Source organism: Actinomadura violacea, from assembly GCF_017573465.1.
Lineage (GTDB): Bacteria > Actinomycetota > Actinomycetes > Streptosporangiales > Streptosporangiaceae > Spirillospora > Spirillospora violacea.
In genome coordinates this window covers 1-22,399 of record NZ_JAGEPF010000033.1, presented here as the reverse complement: position 1 = coordinate 22,399, position 22,399 = coordinate 1, and the positions used below count along the sequence as shown (strand labels likewise).

21 protein-coding genes, 1 tRNA gene and 1 pseudogene are annotated in these 22,399 nt (G+C 70.4%); 16 read left to right on the top strand and 7 right to left on the bottom strand.

What is annotated here, in order from left to right; translation table 11 throughout:
• Window positions 1-22: 22 nt before the first annotated feature.
• Window positions 23-424 (bottom strand): winged helix-turn-helix transcriptional regulator, encoded by a 402-nt coding sequence (locus tag J4709_RS41945; RefSeq protein ID WP_208250525.1) that lies wholly within the window; start codon window positions 422-424, stop codon window positions 23-25.
• 132 nt (window positions 425-556) lie between these two features.
• Between J4709_RS41945 and J4709_RS41940 the strand changes: the two genes are divergently transcribed.
• Together J4709_RS41940 and J4709_RS41935 are read left to right on the top strand one after the other, a co-directional pair.
• Entirely contained in the window at window positions 557-1,507 is a 951-nt protein-coding gene (locus J4709_RS41940) for an NADP-dependent oxidoreductase (RefSeq protein WP_208250523.1), read from the top strand.
• A gap of 99 nt (window positions 1,508-1,606) precedes the next feature.
• Window positions 1,607-2,797 carry an FAD-dependent monooxygenase gene (locus tag J4709_RS41935; RefSeq protein WP_208250522.1) on the top strand — a complete coding sequence of 397 codons (1,191 nt, stop codon included), beginning with the start codon at window positions 1,607-1,609 and terminating at the stop codon, window positions 2,795-2,797.
• Window positions 2,798-2,804: 7 nt separating this feature from the next.
• Here J4709_RS41935 and J4709_RS41930 read toward each other — a convergent pair whose 3' ends face one another.
• Window positions 2,805-3,383, bottom strand: a complete 579-nt coding sequence (locus J4709_RS41930) for a MarR family winged helix-turn-helix transcriptional regulator (protein ID WP_208250521.1) — start codon at window positions 3,381-3,383, stop codon at window positions 2,805-2,807.
• A gap of 81 nt (window positions 3,384-3,464) precedes the next feature.
• Between J4709_RS41930 and J4709_RS41925 the strand changes: the two genes are divergently transcribed.
• On the top strand, window positions 3,465-4,715 hold the full coding sequence (locus J4709_RS41925; RefSeq protein WP_208250520.1) for an MFS transporter: 1,251 nt from the start codon (window positions 3,465-3,467) through the stop codon (window positions 4,713-4,715).
• A 33-nt stretch (window positions 4,716-4,748) separates the two neighbouring features.
• On the opposite strand, the gene J4709_RS41920 is transcribed toward J4709_RS41925, so the two are convergent.
• Window positions 4,749-5,825 carry a slipin family protein gene (locus J4709_RS41920; RefSeq protein ID WP_208250519.1) on the bottom strand — a complete coding sequence of 359 codons (1,077 nt, stop codon included), beginning with the start codon at window positions 5,823-5,825 and terminating at the stop codon, window positions 4,749-4,751.
• Window positions 5,826-6,045: 220 nt separating this feature from the next.
• Between J4709_RS41920 and bagA the strand changes: the two genes are divergently transcribed.
• Window positions 6,046-7,041, top strand: coding sequence for an ATPase BagA (gene bagA, locus J4709_RS41915; RefSeq protein WP_307802021.1), 996 nt, complete (start codon window positions 6,046-6,048; stop codon window positions 7,039-7,041).
• 13 nt (window positions 7,042-7,054) lie between these two features.
• The gene (gene bagB, locus J4709_RS41910) at window positions 7,055-8,215 is read left to right on the top strand and encodes an ATPase BagB (RefSeq protein WP_208250517.1); all 1,161 of its coding nucleotides are present in this window, start codon (window positions 7,055-7,057) and stop codon (window positions 8,213-8,215) included.
• 203 nt (window positions 8,216-8,418) lie between these two features.
• On the opposite strand, the gene J4709_RS41905 is transcribed toward bagB, so the two are convergent.
• A complete protein-coding gene (locus J4709_RS41905) occupies window positions 8,419-9,249 on the bottom strand; it encodes a MerR family transcriptional regulator (protein WP_208250515.1) in 831 nt (276 codons plus the stop codon).
• Between the two features lie 125 nt (window positions 9,250-9,374).
• On the opposite strand from J4709_RS41905, the gene J4709_RS41900 reads away from it, so the two are divergent.
• A complete protein-coding gene (locus J4709_RS41900) occupies window positions 9,375-9,779 on the top strand; it encodes a hypothetical protein (RefSeq protein WP_208250514.1) in 405 nt (134 codons plus the stop codon).
• A 129-nt stretch (window positions 9,780-9,908) separates the two neighbouring features.
• Here J4709_RS41900 and J4709_RS41895 read toward each other — a convergent pair whose 3' ends face one another.
• Window positions 9,909-10,220, bottom strand: a complete 312-nt coding sequence (locus J4709_RS41895; protein ID WP_208250512.1) for a WhiB family transcriptional regulator — start codon at window positions 10,218-10,220, stop codon at window positions 9,909-9,911.
• 380 nt (window positions 10,221-10,600) lie between these two features.
• Here J4709_RS41895 and J4709_RS41890 point away from each other — a divergent pair, with 380 nt between their 5' ends.
• The 4 genes from J4709_RS41890 to J4709_RS41875 all read left to right on the top strand — a co-directional run bounded on the left by J4709_RS41890 (window position 10,601) and on the right by J4709_RS41875 (window position 14,151).
• Window positions 10,601-12,892: a penicillin-binding protein gene (locus J4709_RS41890; protein WP_208250511.1), complete on the top strand. Its 2,292-nt coding sequence runs from the start codon at window positions 10,601-10,603 to the stop codon at window positions 12,890-12,892.
• A gap of 122 nt (window positions 12,893-13,014) precedes the next feature.
• A complete protein-coding gene (locus J4709_RS41885) occupies window positions 13,015-13,320 on the top strand; it encodes a hypothetical protein (RefSeq protein WP_504740149.1) in 306 nt (101 codons plus the stop codon).
• 4 nt (window positions 13,321-13,324) lie between these two features.
• Window positions 13,325-13,675, top strand: coding sequence for a hypothetical protein (locus J4709_RS41880; RefSeq protein ID WP_208250503.1), 351 nt, complete (start codon window positions 13,325-13,327; stop codon window positions 13,673-13,675).
• Between the two features lie 110 nt (window positions 13,676-13,785).
• Window positions 13,786-14,151 carry a hypothetical protein gene (locus tag J4709_RS41875; protein ID WP_208250501.1) on the top strand — a complete coding sequence of 122 codons (366 nt, stop codon included), beginning with the start codon at window positions 13,786-13,788 and terminating at the stop codon, window positions 14,149-14,151.
• A 42-nt stretch (window positions 14,152-14,193) separates the two neighbouring features.
• Here the strand turns inward: J4709_RS41875 and J4709_RS41870 are convergent, their stop codons facing one another.
• Window positions 14,194-14,649 (bottom strand): GatB/YqeY domain-containing protein, encoded by a 456-nt coding sequence (locus J4709_RS41870; protein WP_208250499.1) that lies wholly within the window; start codon window positions 14,647-14,649, stop codon window positions 14,194-14,196.
• 93 nt (window positions 14,650-14,742) lie between these two features.
• On the opposite strand from J4709_RS41870, the gene J4709_RS41865 reads away from it, so the two are divergent.
• From J4709_RS41865 to J4709_RS56270, 5 genes are all read left to right on the top strand, one after another.
• On the top strand, window positions 14,743-15,639 hold the full coding sequence (locus J4709_RS41865; RefSeq protein ID WP_307802020.1) for a metallophosphoesterase: 897 nt from the start codon (window positions 14,743-14,745) through the stop codon (window positions 15,637-15,639).
• Window positions 15,636-16,265 (top strand): class I SAM-dependent methyltransferase, encoded by a 630-nt coding sequence (locus J4709_RS41860; protein ID WP_208250495.1) that lies wholly within the window; start codon window positions 15,636-15,638, stop codon window positions 16,263-16,265. The genes J4709_RS41865 and J4709_RS41860 overlap by 4 nt, the downstream gene beginning before the upstream one ends.
• Before the next feature lie 37 nt (window positions 16,266-16,302).
• Window positions 16,303-16,376, top strand: a tRNA-Pro gene (locus J4709_RS41855).
• 441 nt (window positions 16,377-16,817) lie between these two features.
• Window positions 16,818-17,564, top strand: coding sequence for a class I SAM-dependent methyltransferase (locus J4709_RS41850; RefSeq protein WP_208250493.1), 747 nt, complete (start codon window positions 16,818-16,820; stop codon window positions 17,562-17,564).
• A gap of 221 nt (window positions 17,565-17,785) precedes the next feature.
• Window positions 17,786-18,343: a sigma factor-like helix-turn-helix DNA-binding protein gene (locus J4709_RS56270; protein WP_372442230.1), complete on the top strand. Its 558-nt coding sequence runs from the start codon at window positions 17,786-17,788 to the stop codon at window positions 18,341-18,343.
• 78 nt (window positions 18,344-18,421) lie between these two features.
• Here the strand turns inward: J4709_RS56270 and J4709_RS41840 are convergent, their stop codons facing one another.
• Window positions 18,422-21,583: an ATP-dependent helicase gene (locus tag J4709_RS41840; protein ID WP_208250489.1), complete on the bottom strand. Its 3,162-nt coding sequence runs from the start codon at window positions 21,581-21,583 to the stop codon at window positions 18,422-18,424.
• A gap of 329 nt (window positions 21,584-21,912) precedes the next feature.
• Between J4709_RS41840 and J4709_RS54065 the strand changes: the two are divergent.
• Window positions 21,913-22,399, top strand: a pseudogene (locus J4709_RS54065) (transposase); the annotation flags it as partial.

The window sequence follows — 22,399 nt, the reverse complement described above, 5'->3', positions numbered from 1 at the left end:
CCGCGCCCCGCCCGAACCCGGCCTAGTCCGCGGCGGCGTCGTAGCGGTCACGGGCGGCGCGGATCTCGGCGATGCTGTGCTCGGCGAAGTGCCGGACGGACGCGAGCAGCGGGACGAGGCGCTCGCCCAGCAGCGTCAGCGCGTACTCCACCTGCACCGGCACGGACGGGGTCACGCTGCGCGCGACGAAACCGTCCCGTTCGAGGGAGCGGAGCGTCTGCGTGAGCATCTTCGCGCTGACGCCCGGCAGGGCGCGCGCGAGGTCGGCGTAGCGGCGCGGCCCCTGCGTCAGCTGGAACAGGACCATCGACGTCCACTTGCTGCCGATGACGCCGAGCACGTCGTGCGTCGGGCATGCGTCCATGTAGGAGTCGAACGCGGCCTTCGCCTCCAGCCGCCGTTCGGCCGCGGTCATCGTCGCCATGCTGCGGGTTCACCTCCGGGTGCCGATCGCACCTGCAAGTAACCACTTCCAACGCCCCGATGTTCCGGGTGACAGTGGCTTTCGCCGCGGAGTTCCCGTCCGCGGAACCCCACGTCAGGAACGGAGTTCGGCATGCGCGCGATCATCGTGGAGAAGCCCGGCGGACCGGGCGCGCTGGAGATCGCCGAGGTCGGGACGCCCGCCCCCGGCCCCGGCCAGGTGCGGATCCGGATGGCGGCCGCCGCCGTGAACCCGGTGGACGCCGCGACCCGCTCCGGCGCCCTCGCCGACGCCGGGCTGATGCCGCCGTTCGGGTCGCGCGGCCCGATCGGCATCGGCTGGGACGTCGCCGGGACCGTCGACGCGGTCGGCCCGGACGTCGCCCGGTTCGCACCCGGCGACGCGGTCATCGGGCTGCGGGACCGGCTGGACGTCCCGCTCGGCGCCTACGCGGACGCGATCGTCCTGGACACGTCCGCCGTCGCGCGCGCGCCGCGCTCCGCGTCCGCCGCCGAGGCCGCGACGCTGCCGCTGAACGGGCTCACCGCGTCCCAGGCCCTCGACCTGCTGGACCTCCCGTCCGGGAGCACGCTGCTGGTGACGGGCGCGGCGGGCGCGGTCGGCGGGTTCGCGGTCGAGCTCGCCGTCCTGCGCGGGCTGCGGGTCGTCGCGGTGGCGTCGGCGGCGGACGAGGCGCTGGTCCGCGGGCTGGGCGCCGAATGGTTCGTGCCGCGCGGCGTCCACCTCGGCGACGCGGTCCGCGCGCTCGTCCCGGGCGGTGTGGACGGCGCGCTGGACGCGGCGCTGCTGTCGGTCGCGGCGCTCGACGCGGTCCGGGGCGGCGGCGCGTTCACCGCCGTCGCCGGCGGGGCCGCCGTCCCGGTGCCGCTGCGGGGTATCGCCGTCCACAACGTGTGGATAAAGGCGGACGGCGCGCGGCTGGAACAGCTGTCGGCACTCGTGGACGCGGGACGTCTCACCCTCCGCGTCGCCGGCACGTTCCCCCTGGCAGAGGCCGTGAAGGCGCACGAGCGGCTGGAGGCGGGCGGGCTGCGCGGGCGCCTCGTCCTCACCGCGCGCTGACCGCCGCCGCGCCGCCGGTCAGCGAGTGGTGCGCCGGTCGTCAGGGCGTCCGCCGAGTCTGTGTGCCAACGACGACGGCGACGAGCAACGGAGACGACAATGACCATGAACGTGCTGATCTCGGGTGCGAGCATCGCGGGCCCCTCCCTGGCCTACTGGCTGAGCCGCTACGGCCACCGGGTGACGGTCGTGGAGCGCGCCCCGGCGATCCGCCCCGGCGGCCAGGCGGTCGACTTCCGCGGCGACGTCCACCTGAGCGTGCTGCGCAAGATGGGCGTCCTGGACGAGATCCGGCGGCGGCAGACGCACGGCGGGGCGCTCGACCTCATCGACGCCGAGGGACGGGTCCAGGTCAGCCTGCCGGACTCCTTCACCGGCGGCGACGTGGAGATCCACCGCGGCGACCTCGCCGAGATCCTCTACGAGCTGACCCGCGACCGCGTCGAGTACGTCTTCGGCGACTCGATCGCCTCCCTCGCCGACACCGGCGACCGGGTGGAGGTCACCTTCGAGCGCTCCGCGCCCCGCACGTTCGACCTGGTCATCGGCGCGGACGGGCTGCACTCCAACGTCCGGCGGCTCGCCTTCGGCGACGAGTCGCAGTTCGTGAAGGACTCCGGTCACCACGTCGCGATCTTCGAGGCGCCGAACCGGCTCGGCCTCGGCACCGGCAAGCTGTACAGCGAGGTCGGGCGCGGCGTGTCGGCGTACCCGACGCGCGGCGGCGCCGGCGCGAACGTGATGTGCGTGTTCACCGACGACAGCCTCCGGCCGCACCACCGCGACGTGGACGCGCAGAAGCGCGCGCTGGCCGACAGGTTCAACGGGATGGGCTGGCACACCGGCACCCTCCTGCAGGACATGTGGAGCGCCCCGTACTTCTACTGCGACTCGATCAGCATCGTCCGGATGGACTCCTGGACGAAGGGCCGCGTCGCGCTGCTCGGCGACGCCGGATACGGCGCGACCTGCGGCGGGATGGGCACCGGACTGGCGGTCGTCTGCGCGTACGTGCTGGCCGGCGAGCTGGCGGCGGCCGGCGGCGACCACCGCGCCGCGTTCGCGGCCTACGAGCGGCGGATCAAGAAGTTCACGACGGCGTGCCAGCGGGTCGCGGGCGGCGCCGGGTCGTTCTTCGCGCCGAAGAGCGCGGGCGCGCTGCGCCGCCGCGCCTTCCTGTACCGGCTGCTGACCGCCGGCCCGCTCAGCCGGCTGCTCGACAAGCTGGCGACGCAGGCCGCCACCGCGATCAAGCTGGCGGACTACCCCGAGCCGACGCTCGCGGCGTGACCGCCGGCTACCGGGCCTCCTGCTCGGCGCGGGACATCACGCGCCGCAGGAGGCCCGACAGCGTCCGGCGCTCGTCCGCGGTCAGGCCGGCGAGCAGCCGGTACTCCTCGTGCCCGACGCCGCCCATCGCGCCGAGCCACGCGGCGCGCCCGTCGTCGGTCAGCTCGACCCGGACGCGCCGCCGGTCCGTCGCCGACGGCGTCCGGCGGACGAACCCGCGCCGCTCCAGCGCGTCCAGCCGGCCGGTGACCGAGTTCGGCGGCATGCCGAGGTCGGCGGCGAGTTCGGACGGGGCGGCGCCGCCGTGCCGGCCGCCGAGCGCCTGCAGGGTGTCGTACTCGTGCCGGTGCAGGTCGTACTCCAGGAGCGACCGGTCCTTGACCCGCCTGATGTGCTCCACGAACCGGATCATCCGGGTGACGGCGCCCTCGATGTCGGGATCGAGGTCGGGCAGGATCCGCGTCCACCGCGCGACGTGCTCGTCGGTCCGGTCGCGGGGCCCGTCCGCCGCCCCGGCCGCGCCGGTCCCGCCGTGCGGTCGCGTCCCGCCGTGCGGTCGCGTCCCGCCGTCGCTGCTGCCGTCCATGCACGGATCGTACGACCCACATCACTTCGGCAGCGAATAATTCTTTGACGAATAGTTCCTCACCGAACTACATTGCGGCGCATGTCCCCTCCGCTGCGCGGCCGCGACTTCCGGCTGCTGTTCACCGCCCGGGTCCTCTCCCTGACCGGCGACGCCGCCGTGCCCGCCGCGCTCGCCCTCGCCGTGCTGCGCGCCACCGGCTCCACCTCCGCGCTCGCCCTCGTGCTCGGCTGCGCGATGGTGCCGCGGCTGCTCCTGCTGCCCCTCGGCGGCGTCCTCGCCGACCGGCTCAACGCCCGCGCCGTCGCCATCACCACCGACCTCGCCGGCTGCGGCGCCCAGCTGTTCGCCGCGATCGAGCTGCTCGGCGGCCACCCCCGGCTCTGGCACCTCGCCGCCGCGCAGGCGGTCGGCGGCGCCGCGTCCGCGTTCCAGACCCCGACGATCGCCCCGATGATCACCGGCACGGTCGAGCCCGGCGGCCTGCAGCGGGCCAACGCCCTGCTCGGCACCGCCAACGGCGCCACCCGGCTCGCCGGGCCCGCCCTCGCCGGCACGCTCGTCCTCACCGCCGGGCCCGGCTGGACGTTCCTGCTGGACTCCGCCTCGTTCGCCGCCAGCGCCGCCCTGCTCGCCCTCGCCCGCGTCCGCCGCGCCCCGGACCCCGAACCGCGGGACGGCGGGTCCACCCGCCGCATGCTCCGCGACCTCGCCGAAGGCTGGCACGAGGTCCGCTCCCGCGACTGGTACTGGACGAGCCTCATCGCGCACGCCACCTGGAACGGCGCGTCCGCCGTGCTGCTCACCCTCGGCCCCGCCATCGCCGTCGACCGGCTCGGCGGCGAGGGCACCTGGGTCGCGACCGTGCAGGTCGGCGCCGTCGGCCTCGTCACCGGGGCGCTGCTGGCGGCGCGGGTCCGGCCGCACCGGCCGGTGCTCGTCGCCAACCTCGGCCTCGCCCTGTTCGCGCTGCCCCTCGCGCTGCTCGCGGCCGCAGCGCCCGCGCCGCTGGTCATCGCGGCGTACGGGCTGGCGCTCACCGGGCTCGGCGTGCTCAACCCGACCTGGGAGACCGTCGTCCAGCTGACCATCCCGCAGCGGTCGCTGGCCCGCGTCACCTCCTACGACTGGCTGCTCTCCCTCGCCGCCGCGCCGCTCGGCTACGCGGTCGCCCCGTGGGCCGCGTCCGCGTGGGGCCCGTCCGTCCCGCTACTGGTCAGCGCCGTCCTCGTCGGCGGTACCTGCCTGGGGACGGCCGCCGTCCCCGGCGTCCGGGCCCTGACCATGCCGAAGCCCGCCGAGACCACCGCCCCCGTGCCCGCGGCGCGCTGAACCGCCACCGCGGGCCTTCCGGGGCCGCGGACGTCAGAAGTCGGTGGGGGGCTCGTCCTCGCGGGAGCCGCCCCCCGCCGGCCGGTCGCCGCCCGTGATGCCGCGCCGCTCGCCCTCGCGGGGGCCCTGCACCTCACCGGACCGCTCGCCCTCCGAGAGCCCGTGGTGCGGCCGCGGGTCGTCCAGCCCGATGACCGGCGGGACGTCCTCCGCCGACTCCAGCGTCGAGGGCTGCTCGGCCGCCTTCGCCAGGTCCTCCTCCGCCTTGGCGAGCCGCTCGCGCAGGTCCAGCCGGTTCGCCTCGGAGCCGCCACCGCCGGACTCGCCGCCGCCCATCTTGTCGAAGAACCGCAGGATCTCCACCGGCAGCGGCATCACCAGCGTGCTGTTCTTCTCCGCCGACACCTCCACGACCGTCTGCAGCAGCCGCAGCTGCAGCGCCGCCGGGTCCTGCGACATGATCTCCGCCGCCGCGGCCAGCCGCTTGGACGCCTGGAACTCACCGTCCGCGGTGATGATCCGCGCGCGCCGCTCCCGCTCGGCCTCCGCCTGCCGCGCCATGGAGCGCTTCATGCCCTCCGGCAGCGACACGTCCTTGATCTCCACCCGCTCGATCAGGATCCCCCACGGGTCCTGGGTGATCTCGTCGATGATCGAGCGCAGCCGGACGTTGATCTTCTCGCGCTCGCCGAGCAGCTCCTGCATGTCGGCCTGGCCGATCGCCGACCGCAGCGACGTCTGCGCCACCTGCGAGATCGCGTACCCGTAGTTCTGCACGTTCACGATCGCCTTCACCGGGTCGACCACCCGGAAGTACACGACCGCGTCCACCCGGACGCTCACGTTGTCCTGGGTGATGCCGTCCTGCGCAGGCACCCCCATCGTGACCGTCTGCTGGTTCACCTTCTGCATTCGCTCGGCGTACGGGATGATCGCCGTCAGGCCCGGCCGGCGGACGGCGCCGGGCCGCAGCTGCCCGCCGCGCTGCACCTGGCCGAACCGGAACACGATGCCGTGCTCGAACTGCTGCACGACCCGCAGCGACGAGGCGAGCGTGATCAAGCCGCCCACCACGACGATCAGCACAATGATCAGGGCCACCGCTGCCATCACGGGCCACCTTTCGTCCCTGGACGGTCCGTACCCGTCGGGGTGCGGACGTACCGGCCCGAAGACCGGTCTCACGTTTCCCAGCTAACCGCGCGGGCACGCCCGAGACAACGGCCCGGGCAAGCGATCTACCCACGCGCGCACCACCGTGTCAGGGATCACTTGCATCAGGGAGGGCGCCCTCTAAAGTCCTTGCCGAGTGAACGATATGGTCGATCGGGTGAGCGCGAGAGACACCGACTGGGACGGCGTACGCCTCCACGTCGTCACCGGCAAGGGCGGCACGGGCAAGACGACCGTCGCGGCCGCACTCGCCCTGGCCCTGGCCTCCGGCGGCCGCAAGGTCCTGCTCGTCGAGGTGGAGGGCCGGCAGGGCATCGCCCAGCTCTTCGACTGCCCGCCGCTGCCCTACGAGGAGCGCCGCGTCGCGATCGCCCCGGACGGCGGGGACGTCCACGCGCTCGCCGTCGACACCGAAGAGGCGCTCATCGAGTACCTCGAGATGTTCTACAGCCTCAAGCGCGCCGGGAAGGCGATGACCAAGCTCGGCATCGTCGACTTCGTCACCACCATCGCCCCCGGCCTGCGCGACGTGATCCTCACCGGCAAGACCTCCGAGTCCGTGCGGCGCCGCAAGAAGGACGGCTCGTTCATCTACGACGCCGTCGTCATGGACGCCCCGCCCACCGGCCGGATCACCAAGTTCCTCAACGTCAACGACGAGGTGTCCGGGCTCGCCAAGGTCGGCCCGGTCCGCAACCACGCCGACACCGTGATGAAGGTCGTCCGCAGCCCCGAGACCGCGGTCCACTTCGTCACGCTGCTGGAGGAGATGCCCGTCCAGGAGACGATGGACGGCATCCGCGAGCTCACCGAGGTGGGGCTGCCCGTCGGCGGCGTCATCGTCAACATGGAGCACCAGCCCGTGCTGTCCGAGGACGACCTCGCCGCGGCCGCCGCCGGCACCCTGGACACCGACGAGATCCTGCGCGGGGTGAAGGCCGCCGGGCTGGAGCACGACGCCGAGTCCATCGCCGCGGTCCTGGCCGCCGAGGCCGGCGAGCACGCCCGCCGCACCGCGCTGCAGCGCCGCGAGAAGGAGCGGCTGGAGTCGGTCGACCGGCCCCGCTACACGCTGCCGATACTGTCGGACGGCATGGACCTCGCCGGCCTGTACGACCTGGCCGCCGCCCTCCGCGCACAAGGCGCCGCGTGATCTTGGAGACCTCATGAGCCCCACCAAGAACCCGCCCGCGCTGGACGTCGACGCCCTGCTCGACGACCCGCGCACCAAGATCATCGTGTGCTGCGGGTCCGGCGGCGTCGGCAAGACGACCACCGCCGCGGCCCTCGGCGTCCGCGCCGCCGAGCGCGGCCGCGACGTCGTCGTCCTCACCGTCGACCCGGCCCGCCGCCTCGCCCAGTCCATGGGCCTGTCCGAGCTGGACAACAACCCGCGCAAGATCGAGATCGACGGCGACGGCGAGCTGCACGCCATGATGCTCGACATGAAGCGGACCTTCGACGAGATCGTCGAGGCGCACGCCGACCCCGACCGGGCCAAGCAGATCCTCGCCAACCCCTTCTACCAGTCGCTCTCCTCGTCCCTGTCGGGCACGCAGGAGTACATGGCGATGGAGAAGCTCGGGCAGCTGCACCGCTCCGGCGCCTGGGACCTGATCATCGTCGACACCCCGCCGTCCCGCAACGCCCTGGACTTCCTGGACGCGCCCGAGCGGATGGGCCGCTTCCTCGACGGCCGCTTCATGAAGATCCTCGCCGCCCCCGCCAAGACCGGCGGCCGGTTCGGCGTCAAGGTGATCAGCGCCGGGTTCGGCATGTTCACCGGCGCGATCAACAAGGTGCTCGGCGTCCAGCTGCTGCGCGACGTGCAGACCTTCGTCGCCGCGTTCGACACGATGTTCGGCGGGTTCCGCGAACGCGCCGACAAGACGTTCAAGCTGCTCCAGACCCCCGGCACCGCGTTCCTCGTCGTCGCCGCCCCCGAACCGGACGCGCTGCGCGAGGCGTCCTACTTCGTCGAGCGGCTCGCCGAAGAGCGGATGCCGCTCGCCGGGCTCGTCGTCAACCGCGTCCACGAATCCGCCGCCGACGGCCTGTCCGCCGCCCGCAGCCAGGCCGCCGCCGAGACCCTCGACGAGCGCGGCGAGCACACCCTGACCGCCACGCTGCTGCGCCTGCACACCGACCGCATGCAGCTCGCCGCCCGCGAGGAACGCCTCCGCGACCACTTCGCCTCGACGCACCCGACCGTCCCGGTCACCGCCGTCCCCGCGCAGGCCGAGGACGTCCACGACCTCGAAGGCCTCCGCCAGGTCGGCGACGACCTGGCTGTGTCGATACAAGCTCGGCCCAAGCGCCTCGCCTAGGGGCTCGGCGCTTGACCGTGCTTGGGCGGGCGCGGCCTCGCTTCGCGAGCTTCCCGGCGGGGCTCGCCTTCGGCTTCGCCCCGCCGGTCAGACAACGCACCCGCGCGCCGGCTCGGCTCGGCTCGGCTCGGCTCGGCTCGGCTCGGCGAACACTACCCCCAGGCGTGCTTGCGCGGCGGGGCGCGGATCCGTACGGGCCGGGGTCAGGTGGGGGACGGGGCGGTCTGGAAGACGGGCCAGCCGATCTCGGTGCGCCATTGCCCGGCGTCGGCCGTCTCGCGGCGGCCGGTGAGGTAGTACTCGCGCATCGGGCCGTCCACCGCGAGCGCGTGCCGCGAGACGTACGCGGCGAGCGTGCCGTAGGAACGGTCCACGTCGTCGGGCGGCCCGTGGTGGGTGATGACGGCGAGCTCCGCCGCCGGCACCTCGCACCCGACGACCCGGCCCATCGGGCGGACGGCCCCGGCGCACGGCAGGAAGATCGTCGCCTCGCCGCGGTGCCGGGTGTACAGCTCGTCGGCGAAGACCCCGCCGGCGCGCCCGGCCTCGGACACGCCCTGCGCCGCGACCGTCCCGTACAGCTCGCCGAGCGCGCCCTGGAACCACGCGGCCATGTCGGCGACGTCGACGACCTCGGTGATCGCGGCGGCCCGCACCGCCGGGACGCTGCGCAGCTCCACGTTCGCCGACGCGTCCGCCGGGGGAGGCGCGAGGAGGTCGCGCAGCGCGGCGACGGAGCGGCGGGTGCGGCCGAGGTCGTCCTCCAGCCGGCGCAGGTGCGCGACGATCCGCTCGTTGCGGGCGGGCACGTCCGGCGCGGCGAGGACCGCGTCGATGTCGTCCAGCGGCATGCCGAGGTCGCGGAAGCGGCGGATGACCTGCGCGGTCGGGATCTGCTCGGCGGTGTAGCGGCGGTAGCCGGTGGCCGGGTCCACATGGGCGGGTTCGAGGAGCCCGACCCGGTGGTAGTGCCGCAGCGTCTTGACGCTCATGTGGGTGGCGCGCGAGAAGTCCCCGATGGACAGGTACGTCATGCCGCCCATTGTGGGCTCTCCCCTTGGGGGAGGGTCTCGCTCGTGCGCGCGCGTTGACCCTGCCCGTGCGGCAGCCGCGAGGGTCGTTGCGACGGCCCGCCGGGCCGGACGGAAGGAGACCGACGATGACGCAGGCCATCGACTACGAGCTGCAGCCCGCCGCGATCGAGGACATCGCCCGCCGGTACGTGGCGGTGTGGAGCGAACCCGACGCCGCCGCGCGCCGCGCCGCCATCGCCGCGCTGTGGGCCGAGGACGGCGTCGAGCTCGTCGAGGGCGCGCGGTTCCGCGGCCACGCCGAGCTGGCGGACCGGATCGCGGAGGCGTACGGCGAGTTCGTGGGCAGCGGCAAGTACGCCGTGACGTGCGCGGGCGACGTGTTCGGCCACCACAACGCCGTCACGTTCACCGTGCGGCTGGTCACGCCCGACGGCGGCGTCGCGTGGGCCGCGCGGGTGCTCCTCGTCCTCGGCGAGGACGACCTCATCCGCTACGACTACCAGTTCACCGTGCAGCCCCTGGAGGCATGAGCACGCGAACACCCGGCACACGGTGCGCCGACATGAGTGCGCGGTGTGAGCATGGGTGGACGCGGCGGCAGGCCCGTACCCATCGGTACGGGCCCGCAGCCGCACTATCGCCGACCTTCCGGTCGCCGCTCAGCTCGCGACGAGTTCTTCCTCGTCGGACTCGACGGACCGCTCGTACTCCTCCTTGGCGGTCTCCAACAGGTCGCGCCATGAAAGCACGTCCGGCCGGCGCCGTAGGAGCGCGCGGCGCTCCCGCTCCGTCATGCCGCCCCAGACGCCGAACTCGATCCTGTTGTCGAGGGCGTCGGCGAGACACTCCGTGCGCACCGGGCAGCCGCGGCAGATGAGCTTGGCCCGGTTCTGCGCCGCTCCCTGCACGAACAGGGCATCCGGATCCGCGTTACGGCAGGCGGCGCGGGCGGTCCAATCCGTGATCCACATCTTGGCCCCACTCCCCTAGGGTCTGTGTCGATTTGCGCTCCTTGGCCGGACGGGCGCGGACGTCAGGCCGCCAAACGAAAGCCGTGGGGAAGAACTTACGGAAGCGAGGGACGATTCAACAGACCCCGATGGGCCCATTCTCGATATAGCCCACCGGGGCCATACCGCCGGAACGGACTAGTTACCTGTAGTTGACGCGCCAGACACGGCGCAGGTTGTCACGAGAGGCACATACCGGACGAACGGCCGGCGCCGGCGCCCCGCTGCGCCCGGACCCGGGGGGACCTGTCCCGTATGCACTGGTCGTCCCGCGTACCCTAGACCCCGTGCGCGATGCGAAGCTAGCTCGGGGTAAGGCCTTCTCCACACTGTTCAGGCTGTTGGGAGCGGGTGTCGTCGCGGGCGTCCTGGTCGCGTTCATCGCGCTGCCCGGCGTCGGCAGCGCGGGACTGACCGCGCGCGACGCCGCGAACAACTTCGAGAACATGGACAGCAACCTGAAGACGACACCGCCGTCGGAGAAGACGGTGATGTACGACGCCAACGGCAAGCAGGTCGCCACGTTCTTCGACAAGTACCGCGAATCCGTCCGGCTCGACCAGGTCGCCCCCATCATGCGGCAGGCGATGGTCGACATCGAGGACTCGCGCTTCTACCAGCACGGCGCGCTCGACCTCAAGGGCACGATCCGCGCGCTGGCCTCCAACGTCGAGTCCGAGCAGACGCAGGGCGGGTCCACCCTCACCCAGCAGTACGTGAAGAACCTGCTCGTCGACCAGGCGACGACCCAGGACGAGTACAAGGAGGTCACGGCCCCGACCGTGGGCCGCAAGCTGCGCGAGCTGCGCTACGCGCTCGACATCGAGCAGCACATGACCAAGGACCAGATCCTCGAGGGCTACCTCAACGTCGCGTACTTCAGCGCCGGCGCGTACGGCATCCAGGCCGCCGCCAAGCGCTACTTCAGCGTCCCCGCCTCCAAGCTGACCCTCGGGCAGGCCGCGCTCCTCGCCGGGATCACGCAGAACCCGACGCTGTACGACCCGATCCGCAACCCGAAGGAGGCGCGCAAGCGGCGCGACATCGTCCTCTACCGGATGCAGCAGCTCGGGCACATCTCCAAGGCGCAGGCCGACACCGAGGCCGCCAAGCCCATCCTGCTGAACCGCACCGACCCGGTCGGCGGCTGCGAGTCCAGCGCGGCGCCCTACTTCTGCGAGTACGTCAAGTACGACATGCTCGACATCCTGTCCAACGGCAAGTACTGGTCGATGACGCCGAAGGAGCAGGAGACCGTCGTCAACAAGCTGAACCGCGGCGGCTACACCATCCGCACCACCCTCGACATGAAGGCCCAGAACGCCGTCGACCGGGCGCTGCGCGGCCACGTCGCGCCCGCCGGCAACCGCGTCGGCGCGGAGGCGATGGTCGAGCCCGGCACCGGCAGGATCAAGGCGATCGGGCTGAGCAAGCGGTTCGGCGCGGGCAAGGGCCGCACCACCATCAACCTGCCCGCCGACTCCCACCACGGCGGCGGCACCGGCGTGTCCGCCGGCTCCACCTTCAAGACCTTCACGCTCGCCGCAGCCCTGGACGAGGGCATCCCGGTCAGCACCTCGATCAACTCGCCGCAGACGACGACCGTCAGCGGCTTCCAGCCCTGCAAGTACACCGGCACCATCAACGGGACGAAGTACAAGAACCAGATGGCCGGCGGCGGCACCTGGACGCTCCACAACGCCGGTGACAGCGAGGCCGGCAACTTCGACCTCAAGTCCGGGACGTGGCACTCGGTCAACACCTTCTACGCCCAGCTGGAGAAGCGCGTCGGCGTCTGCGACGCCGTCAACATGGCCAAGGCGTTCGGCATGAAGAAGGGCAACGGCGAGGAGCTCGCACCCGTCCCGTCGCAGGTCCTCGGCACCAACGACATCGACATGGTGCACCTCGCGGCCGCCTACGCCGGCTTCGCCGCCCGCGGCAAGTACTGCGCGCCCATCTCCGTCACGCAGGTCATCGACTCCGACGGCAAGCAGCTGAAGCTGCCCAAGCAGGACTGCCACCAGGCCGTCGACCAGGCCGTCGCCGACAAGGTCGACTCCATTCTCAAGGGCGTCCTCACCAAGGGCACCGCCGCGGGCCGCGGCATCGGCCGCCCCGCCGCCGGCAAGACCGGCACCTGTGAGGAGTTCACCTGCGCGGTGTTCGCCGGCTTCACCCCGAACCTCGCCGCCGCCACCGCCTACTGGGACTACCGCGGCCCCTGGCAGTACAAGGTCTACGGCGTGTACGGCGCGGACACGCCCGGCGGCATCTGGCAGCAGAGCATGCAGTCCGCGCTCGCCGGCCAGCCCGCCCCCGACTTCAACACCCCGTCCCGCGACTTCGGCGACACCACCAGCGTCCCGAAGGTGAAGGGCATGACGGTCGCCGCCGCGCGGGCCAAGCTCAAGGGCGCCGACCTGAAGGTGCAGGTCGCGTCCGGGTCCGTTGACTCCGACCAGCCGAAGGGCACGGTCGTGTCGACCTCGCCGGACGCGGGTGCCAAGGTCCCGCCCGGCACCACCGTCTTCCTCTACGTCAGCAGCGGCAAGAAGAAGAACGGCGGAGGCGGCGGCGCGGGAGGCGGGGGCGGCAACGGCTACCCCGGCTGGCCGCCGCCCGGCCACTGACCGTTTCCGGCCGAGGAATTCGGTGAAAAGAGGGCCCGGCTCCGCATCGCGGAGCCGGGCCCTCTTCCGCTTCCAGGGCTTGTTCTCCCGTCGCCCGCGGTCCCCGGCGCGGCGGATCGGCACTGATCTTCCCTGATGCGAGGGCGGAGAAATGCCGGCACAAGACCGTTCCGAATGGCGCCGCGACAGCCGGCGACGACGCGAAGAAGCCGGCGAGGAACATGCTGCTCCCCACGGACGACACCGAACTGAACGTCCTCAAGGTCGGCGTGACCGAGAAGACGGTCGGCTTCGACGTCATCCCGCCCGTCGACCTCCCCTCCAGCAAGATGGACGAGTTCTGCGAGGGCTTCGCCGAGATCCTGGCGAAGAAGGCCGATCAGGAGAACGCGCACGTACGCGAACTCCGCGCCGAAGGGGAGATCTAGAGCGGTGCGACGCAGCGGTTTCATCCTGTGCGCGATCGCGTCGTCGTTCGCGGCGGCCGTCGTCTACGCCTGGGCGTTGTTCGAGGCCCCGTTCATCGATCCGCGGTCCGCCGGCGAGTACTGCGCGGGCCGGCCGCCGGCTTCGCCGCCGATCGAGGAGCACTGGTTCCCGCCGGCCTTCAGGTGCAACTGGGACGACGGCACGTCGACCGATCTGGTCCCCGGATTCGTCACCCCACTGCTCGTCCTCCTGGCCGCCGCAGCGGTGGCGGCCGTGGTGGCCGCCGTCCGGACGCCCCCGCACCCCACCGAACACACCGCCGAGATGGGAGACCGGCCCCGTGAGGACGGATGACCTCGTTTCACGCAGACGCGTCCTGGCGGTGACAGGGACCCTGACGGCGAGCGGCGCCCTGTGGGGAACCGCGAGAGCGCCCGCGCCACGACCGGGAGCCGGCCCTCGCCGTGCTGGGATGGCGGTCCGCGCCGGACGTCGCCGCGCCGTTCGAGTCGAACTACCTGTCCGGCACCGCCATCGCCGTCCGCCCCGACCTCTATCCCACCGGCTCGGCCGGCAACCTGCTCGGCTACGAACTCCTGATCGTCCGAGACGTCCTCGCCGAGTGCGGCGGGGTGGTCAGGTGGGGCGGCGACGACCCGAAACAGCCCAAGGAGGGGCCATTTCCAGATCGACGCGCACCCCGGCGACAAGGCCCTGCGGCGGGTCGCCAAGAAGTTCCGCGGCTGGTCCGAGGTGCCCGGCGAAGGCCCGGAACCATGATCGGCCTGTGGCGGGCCGCCATCGACCTGGAGCACCGGCAGCGGCACTAGCCGCGCCCGCGGGCAGGGCCCGGCCGCCGCCGGGCCCTGCGCTCACTCCGCGAGCTGCCGCTTGACCTCCGCGGCGACCCGGCCGCCCTCGGCGCGTCCCGCGACCTTCGGGTTCACGACCTTCATGACCTGGCCCATCGCCCGCGGCCCCGCCGCACCCGTCTCGGCGATCGCGTCCGCGACCAGCGCGGTCAGCTCCGCCTCGGACAGCTGCGCCGGCAGGTACTCCTCCAGCACCGCGCCCTCGTCCCGCTCGGCCTGCGCCTGCGCCGCGCGACCCGCGTCGCCGAACGCCGTGGCGGCCTCCCGGCGCTTCTTCGCCTCCCGGGTCAGCACCTTCACCACGTCGTCGTCGGACAGCTCGCGCGACCGCTTCCCGGCGACCTCCTCGTTCTTCACGGCCGTCAGCGCCATCCGCAGCGTCCGCGTGCGCACCTCGTCGCGCGCCTTCATCGCCGCCGACAGGTCGGTCTCGAGCTTCTCCTTCAGGGCACTCATGGTCACATCATGCCCGCACGAACCCGGCCGCCTCATCAGGATTACCGCGAGCCGCCCGTGTCTGGAACCATGGACACCAGAGAAGGGAGAACCGTGCGAAAGATCTACGCCGCGTCCCTCGGCCTCCTGGGCGCGGGCGCCGCGACCTTCGGGTACGCCTCGGTGATCGAGCGGAACTGGTTCCGGCTCCGCCGCTTCGACGTGCCGGTGCTGCCGCCCGGCCGTCCCCCGGTCAAGATCCTGCACATCTCCGACGCGCACCTGACGCCTGGCCGGTCCCGCCTGATCCACTGGGTCCGCTCCCTGGACGCCCTGGAGCCCGACCTCGTCGTCAACACCGGCGACACCCTCTCGCACCGCGACGCCATCGGCCCGTTCCTGGACGCCCTGGGCCCCCTCCTGGACCGTCCCGGCGTCTTCGTCTACGGGTCCAACGACCTGTACTCCCCGATCTTCAAGAACCCCCTGCGCTACATCTGGCGCACCAGCAAGTCCGACTACAAGCGGCACCGCCGCGAACCCGACCTGCCCTACCGCGAGCTCGGCTCGTCCCTGCAGGCCGCCGGCTGGCTCGACCTCAACAACCGGATCGGGCGCCTCAAGGTCGGCGAACTCGACGTCGAGTTCGGCGGCATCGACGACTCCCACATCAACCGGGACCGCTACGACAAGATCGCCGGCCCCGTCGACCCGCAGGCCGACGTCCACCTCGGCGTCATGCACTCGCCCGAGCCCCGCAACCTCGACCGCTTCACCGCCGACGGCTACGACCTCCTGCTCGCCGGCCACACCCACGGCGGCCAGGTCTGCGTCCCCTTCTACGGCGCCCTCGCCACCAACTGCGGCATCGACCGTCCCCGCGTCAAGGGCCTGCACCGCCACCGCGGCTCCTGGCTGCACGTCTCCGCCGGCCTGGGCACCTCCCCCAAGGCCCCCATGCGCTTCTGCTGCCCCCCGGAGGCCTCCCTCCTCACCCTCGTCCCCCGGTGAACTGGAAGACCTCCCACCTCCAAGCCGCCCTCTACGACGCCGGCGTCCACAACCCCACGATCTCCCGGCTGGCCGCCCGCGTCCTCTGGGGCTACGACATAACCCACCTGTGGCGGAGCCTCGCTCTCCGCCCCGCGGGCCCGACCCTGGACATCCCCTGCGGCGGCGGCCTGGCGCCTGTGGGCACCCAGCACGTCTCCGCCGACCTCTCCCCATCGATGCTCCACCGCGCCCGCCGCCGAGGCGCCCGCACCCTCCTCCAAGCGGACATAACAAACCTCCCCTTCCCCTCGTCCACCTTCGACACCTGCCTCACCTACAACGGCCTCCACTGCCTCCCCGACCCCGCCGCCGCCCTCCGCGAACTGGCCCGCGTCCTCCGCCCCGGCGGCACCCTCCGAGGCACCACCCTCGTCCGCGGCACCACCCCCCGCCACGACGCCCTCTTCGCCCTCATGCGCCGCCTCGGCCTCTTCGGCCCCTCCGGCACCACCGCCGACCTCCGCGCCTGGCTCACCGCCGCCGGCCTCACCGACATCGCCCTCACCCCGTCCGGCGCCGTGACCGGCTTCACAGCCCGTAAATCATGGACGCAGCACTCCCGAACATCCGCTAAAGTGGTCTAAGCGCCGGGAGCACGTACGACTCCCGGGCAGCCACCACCGGGGTGTAGCGCAGCTTGGCAGCGCGCTTCGTTCGGGACGAAGAGGTCGTGGGTTCAAATCCCGCCACCCCGACAGATAACGCCAGGTCAGAGGCCGGTTCTCCACTAAGGAGACCGGCCTCAAGATCTTTTGACCCCCATCTGACCCCGCCCCCAGACGCGACCCCACAACATCCAGGGTCACGCACCATCACCCGCTGGCCACATCCCAGCTCCTTCAGCGGCCATCTGAACGCGGCTCCGGCGCCGCCCAACGCATGATCGCCACCAACCGGCCAGCAGTTCGCGAGCCAAGCTGCCCGACGAGCCCACCACGCCCCCGTGACTCCCGCCCCATGCGCTGGCATCACCCGAACGGCCCTGTACGGCTGCCACAGGGACCGAGCCCGCCGTACAGAAAGGCCCAGCAGCCAACACTCAGCGGGCTCGCGCCTCGTCTGACAGTCGGCTGACATCCCGCGAAGCTACCGTGGCACCGGGCTCCGCCATCCCACACTCGCGAGGAACCGCCGACATGTCGCCCACAATCACTGACCAGACGACCTACTGGGACCACTACGCAGAAGGCGTCCCGGACCAACCCCTCGACGAAGCCCTCAGAAACGCCTTTGGCTGGACCCAGTACCCAGGCCACGGCCCCGGCGACGAACTGCTCGGCCACCCCGCGACGGTTCTGGAGCTCGGCTCGGGCCGAGGCGACGCCATAGCAGCCCTGGCCACCAAGGGCATCACCGCAACCGGCCTGGACATCTCCCCAGCCCAATGTGAGAAAGCACGGACCCGCTGGGCCCACCTCTCCAAAGCCCACTTCGAACACGGCGACGTCCTCGACTACCTCGCCACCACCACCCGCCGCTGGGACACCATCTACTCCATCTGGGGTGCGGTCTGGTTCACCAACCCGGAAGACCTGCTCCCGCTCATCCACGACCACCTGACCCCAGGCGGCAAGCTTGTCTTCTCCCACGCCGCGCCAGTCCCAGGCGCCTACGGCATCCAAGGCACTTACGCCACTGGCCTAACCGGCCGCCAAGTCTGGCTCTACCGCTGGTCCTACGAGCCAGCCACCTGGGCAACTATCCTCGAAACCCATGGCTTCACGGAGGTAGAGGCGATTATCGAACCAGCTCCCACACCACACCACATAGGTACCTTGTTAGCGCAAGCGTGCAAGGGAACGGAGTTGCCGCACCAAAGGCCATTTTGGGGTAAGCATGGAGTTGAACACCGATGGGATCACACCAGAGATCCTCATCACTGAGAGCAAGTACATGCCCGGCACTGAAGTCATTGAAGTGCCAGGACTCGGCTACTGGGCCTCTCGCGAATCCGCACAGGAGGCACTTGACAAACTGGCTCGCGGAGTTTGCCCGATGACACACGAAGTCGAAGGTGGGTCCGAACCCCAGAGATGCCATATCTGTGGAGAAATGGAACGGAGCGTGGAGGCGGCACAGTCCGCTGTTACGGCTGACCGAGGCGATGATGCTCGCACATCAGCTGGACCTGCTTCCCGAGCGAGAGGGCGATGTCCTACGCCATCGAATCGGCATCATCGATGACCGGGCATGGACCCTCGAGGAGATCGGTCGGCTCCACGGAGTCAGCCGTGAGCAAGTGCGTCAACTCGTGCAAAGAGCACTCACCGGTATCCGAAGCCTGATCCCTGCCGAGTTTAGCGGCGAGGGGGACCATGCCTTAGCCACCTTCCCCGAGAAGCTTCTTTCGACGATGCCATCCGCCGGTCCCTCGCCGCCGGCGGTCCCCTCCTCGTCCGCCATAAAAGACCGCGAAACCACCGGAGTCGAAAGGATCCGTCATCCACGCGATCCGAAGAGCATCGCTCCGCGCATTGATCAATGCCTTCGCCGTGGCACGCTTCTCAGCGACCGGCGACTCGCCCGCTCCCCTGCACGTGGTGGAGTATCTTCCGGCGTCTTTCGACGGGATCCAGACGGTCGAGACACGCCTCCGACCGTCGAGGCCTGCCGGCTGGAACTCGGAGTGCAGGCAACATCGGGGCCTACGACGAGACCCTGAGCACTCACTCGACTGGGGATCTTCATGGTCGTGGAGGTGCTGCCGAAGAAGTGGTGGGCCTAATCGTCTGCTCCAGCCTCACGGGGCTGGGGTCGGTGTGCTGAGACCACAGATGCGGAACCAGTCACAGGTGCCGCATCGGTGCTCGCCGTTCTTGTCGGTCTTCCGGGGGCCAAGGCGGAACTGGCGGCGTTGGATGCCACCGGCGAGGGTCTTTACCGTCTCCAGACTGTCACTCACGACGTGCTCTGCCAGGGGAACCTCGAGTTCCTTTCGGGCAGGGTCCCGTTCACCCAGGTACCGGACGAGGCCGCGTTCCGGTTCGTACTCGAGCTCCTGGCGCGCGGCAACGGCGTAGAGCGAGACCTGAAGCTTCATCTCGTCCTCGTCCAGGGCGTCGTGCTTGTCGGTCTCCCGCTCCCCGGACTTGAAGTCGATGATCGTCACGCGGGGTGGCGAGTCAAGGCGGACCACGTCGATGGCGCCGGAGACCAGCACATTCTCGCCGGGTACGAGAACCTCGAACTCGCGTTCCGGTTCGAAGGTGAGACGGCGGAGCTCCTCAACGTAGGTGCGAACGTAGTCGCTGACGATCTCGACTCCGCGGCGATGCATGTTGTCTGCCGGCTCGCCGGTGGTATGGCGCAGGTAGAACAGGCCACGGTCGATTAGGCCTTGAATCTCCCGGCGCAGGGCCGCGGGGTCTGCGGCCAACGCAGCCCAGTGGGCCGGGTCGGCGTGGACGGCTCGCATCAGGTTATGGACGCCCCTGCCGTAGCCGAAGGCCTGGTCGATGGTCGGCGTGAAGCCCAAAACCTTGCGGAGGTAGAAGTCGTGCGGGCACTCCAGGTAGTAGCGCAGGTCTGAGAACGAGGTGATCAGACGGTCTTCGCGGCTGCGTTCACTGGGGACCGGCCGAAGGCTCGGCAGCGGCTGCGGAATGTCGCCGGGCGAGACCCAGCCGCTTCCGCCCACATCGTTGATGATCTTCCGGAGTTCCTTGAAGAACTTCGAAGGCTTGCTGGACGAGATGAAGAGGAAGCGTTCGGCGCGGGTTACTGCGACGTACATCAGGCGCCGCTCGTCGTCGTTGTTGTCGTTGTCCGCGAGCATGGCCGGATCGATGATCTGGGTGATCGACCCGGAGAAGGGCAGAGAGGGCTTCTTCTTGGCGTTGCTGCTGGGGAAGCGATAGCTACATACGTCGGCGACGAAGACCGCGGCGTACTGAAGGCCCTTCACGCTGTGAACGGTGGTGACGGTGACCGCGTCAGGGGTGGCGAGGAGTGGCGCCTCCTGCGGGCGCGCCGACTCCGTTCCCCAGAGCAGGAGGCTGGTGATCTGATGTGCATAGGACTTCGCCCTCGTCCAGCCCGGCGTCTCGATACCGGTGACGAGTGAGCTGAGTTGTCCGAGGTGGTACATCGCAGCGATGGCTCGATTGGCCTGAACGTCCCAGTCCGCGACGCCGCTCTCAGACATCAGCCACTGGAGCATCGTTTGGGGGAAGACCCTGCGCACAGGCCCGGCGCCTGCCAGCCACTTCCGCAGTTCCGGGGTCTTGAGGCCAATGATCTGAGCTCTGCTCAGCGGCCGACCGGCCAGTCGGCTCGCCATCGCCTCCGAGGCGGCGATCAGCCTGTCGGCTGCGTCCGAGGCCACTCGAAGTCCGTCGGCGGAGAGTACGGCGAAGGCTGCCTTGATGGCGCGTTGGGCCGTACCAGGCAGGTCGGCGTTGTCGACCCCGAGGACGTTCTTGAGTCGATTGGGCAGGGAGCGCTGGTTCCATGCGGAGCCGTAGAACTTGTCGCGTCCACCCGAGAGGGAGAGGGCTGCTGCGAACAGCAGGATCTCCGGCTGTGCGAAGAGGTCCGGCCCCGCCTTGACGACGGCCGGAATCCCCGCGTCCCGAAGCGCCTGCATGTAGGTGCGCGCATCGGTGGTGGTACGGACGAGCACCGCGACGTCCGAGTAGGTGATCCCGCGCTCTCCGTCCAGGGTGTCGTGCGCCGCCCCCCGTTCCTCAGAGGGGACCAGATCACGAATGGCCTCGGCGATCCACGCGGCCTCGTCAGGTCGCTCGCCCTCGAAATCGACGATCCCAACGTGCTGAGGCGCGACGTCGATGCGCCCTGCCCGACCGTGGGTCATGTCCGGACTGGACATGCTGCCCGGCACGTTGATCGTGGTGTTCCAGCGGTTGGAGACCTCGATGATCCGTGGCGTCGAGCGATAGTTGGCGGTCAGGTCGAGAACATCTCCCTCAGGGTCGTCGGCGAGCTCCGCCGCAAGGTCGGCCATGATGTCGATCCGGCCTCCCCGCCAGCCATAGATTGCCTGCCGATGGTCACCGACAGCGGTCAGCCAACCGTCCAGCTCGTCGACCAGCATCTGCCGGATCTCTTCTTGCACCGGATTGATGTCCTGCACCTCGTCGACGACGAGGTGGGTGACAGAGCCACGTAGGGTCTCCAGTGCGCCTTCGTCCGCGCGCAGGCGCCGCGTCAGTTCCGACTGCGCCGTGCTGAAGTCGAGGAAGTGCCGACACCTCAGGTAGGCGTAGTAGCGAGCCGCGGCTGTGGCGAACGCCTGGGCGACCGGTCCGTCACCGACCGCCGTCCGAAGAACCGCCTGCTTGCACCAGTCCTGCTCGGCGCCGAATCCCGGACGCGGTCCTGGCGCGAGTTCCACGTCGAGCTGGTCGTACTCATTCAGCAGATCGTAGGCGTTCAGAAAATACTCAATCGTACGACCGCGCGAATAGTACGGCTTGCCCTCCTCGTCCTGGAGGGCTTTCTCCAACCGGGATAGCCCGAGGAGAAAGTTGTAACCTTCTTGTACGAGCGAGTAGCGAGCGACATCGTCAACCACGTCATCGTTGTGGTACTCGTCGGGCCACAGTCGGCGCAGGGTCTCCAGGCAGAATCCGTGGATGGTCCCCACGTACATCCCGCCCAGGCTCGGATCGACACCGGGCTTCTCCACGACCTGGATGTACTTCCGGATCCGGAACTTCATCTCCTCTGCGGCCTGCTCGGTGAAGGTGAAGGCCACGATCTGATCCTTCGGGATGCCGTCATGCGCGTGCCACCAGGCGATCCGGCGGGCCATGGCCTCTGTCTTCCCTGCGCCGGCGCCAGCGATCACCAGCAGGCGCCGAGCATCGGAAGTGACGATCGCCTGCGCCTCGGCGCTCAAGCCGCCCAACAACTGCGCGCGTACATCACTGTCCATGGCCATGCCTTGGTCGCCTCTCGTCTTGGAACGGTCAGATAGTGGCCTCTGCGGTCGACCGTCAGAGTAGTTGCGCCCACCGACATTTTCGAAGCCCGGCGAATCACCCCCTTTCGCCCTAGAGTCGATCAGGATCTCACGCCAAAAACTCGAACGCAGGTTCGAATTTCGGTTCTACCTAGCACTCCAGTTGTAGATCGCGATCTTGCTGATCGGGCTGGTCCGGGAATGGGTGCGGCTACCGGTGATCATCGGTGTGTGAAGACAGAAGATCAGTCGGTGGCCGCAGGCCACAGGATGATCCTGGCCGCTGGCAGGAGGCGTTCGAGGTCCCAATGGGGCGCATCGCGGACGGGTTCGGCCTGGCTCGGCACTGGACCCGGGCGTTGGTGCTCAGGCTGCTGTCGGACCTGCCCCGCAAGAACTCCTGGACGCTCGCCGAGCATGCCGGGGAAGCCAACCCGTAGGGTCTGCAGCACCTGCTGTCCAGGGCCAGGTGGGATACAGACGCGGTACGCGATGACCTGCGCGGCTTCGTTCGTCGAGCACCTGCACCATCAGGACGCGGTGCTGGTCGTGGATAAGACCGGCGGCCTGAAGAAGGGCACGCACACGGTTGGCGTGCAACGCCCGTACACCGGCACCGCCGGACGCATCGAGAACAGTCAGGTCGCCGTCTATCTCGCCACGCCACCCCGCTCAGGCACGCCGCTCAGGCACGCCGCTCAGGCACGCCGCTCAGGCACGCCGCTCAGGCACGCCGCTCAGGCACGCCGCTCAGGCACGCCGCTCAGGCACGCCGCTCAGGCACGCCGCTCAGGC

Coding starts and splice junctions, on each gene's coding strand:
- J4709_RS41920 (WP_208250519.1), bottom strand. CDS start 5,825: ATGGCAGCGGTGGCCCTGATCATTGTGCTGATCGTCGTGGTGGGCGGC.
- J4709_RS41940 (WP_208250523.1), top strand. CDS start 557: ATGCGCGCGATCATCGTGGAGAAGCCCGGCGGACCGGGCGCGCTGGAG.
- J4709_RS41895 (WP_208250512.1), bottom strand. CDS start 10,220: ATGTGGATCACGGATTGGACCGCCCGCGCCGCCTGCCGTAACGCGGAT.
- J4709_RS41945 (WP_208250525.1), bottom strand. CDS start 424: ATGGCGACGATGACCGCGGCCGAACGGCGGCTGGAGGCGAAGGCCGCG.
- J4709_RS41850 (WP_208250493.1), top strand. CDS start 16,818: ATGTCGCCCACAATCACTGACCAGACGACCTACTGGGACCACTACGCA.
- bagB (WP_208250517.1), top strand. CDS start 7,055: ATGAGCCCCACCAAGAACCCGCCCGCGCTGGACGTCGACGCCCTGCTC.
- J4709_RS41900 (WP_208250514.1), top strand. CDS start 9,375: ATGACGCAGGCCATCGACTACGAGCTGCAGCCCGCCGCGATCGAGGAC.
- J4709_RS41840 (WP_208250489.1), bottom strand. CDS start 21,583: ATGGCCATGGACAGTGATGTACGCGCGCAGTTGTTGGGCGGCTTGAGC.
- J4709_RS41930 (WP_208250521.1), bottom strand. CDS start 3,383: ATGGACGGCAGCAGCGACGGCGGGACGCGACCGCACGGCGGGACGCGA.
- J4709_RS41905 (WP_208250515.1), bottom strand. CDS start 9,249: ATGACGTACCTGTCCATCGGGGACTTCTCGCGCGCCACCCACATGAGC.
- J4709_RS41925 (WP_208250520.1), top strand. CDS start 3,465: ATGTCCCCTCCGCTGCGCGGCCGCGACTTCCGGCTGCTGTTCACCGCC.
- J4709_RS41870 (WP_208250499.1), bottom strand. CDS start 14,649: ATGAGTGCCCTGAAGGAGAAGCTCGAGACCGACCTGTCGGCGGCGATG.
- J4709_RS41935 (WP_208250522.1), top strand. CDS start 1,607: ATGACCATGAACGTGCTGATCTCGGGTGCGAGCATCGCGGGCCCCTCC.
- J4709_RS56270 (WP_372442230.1), top strand. CDS start 17,786: ATGATGCTCGCACATCAGCTGGACCTGCTTCCCGAGCGAGAGGGCGAT.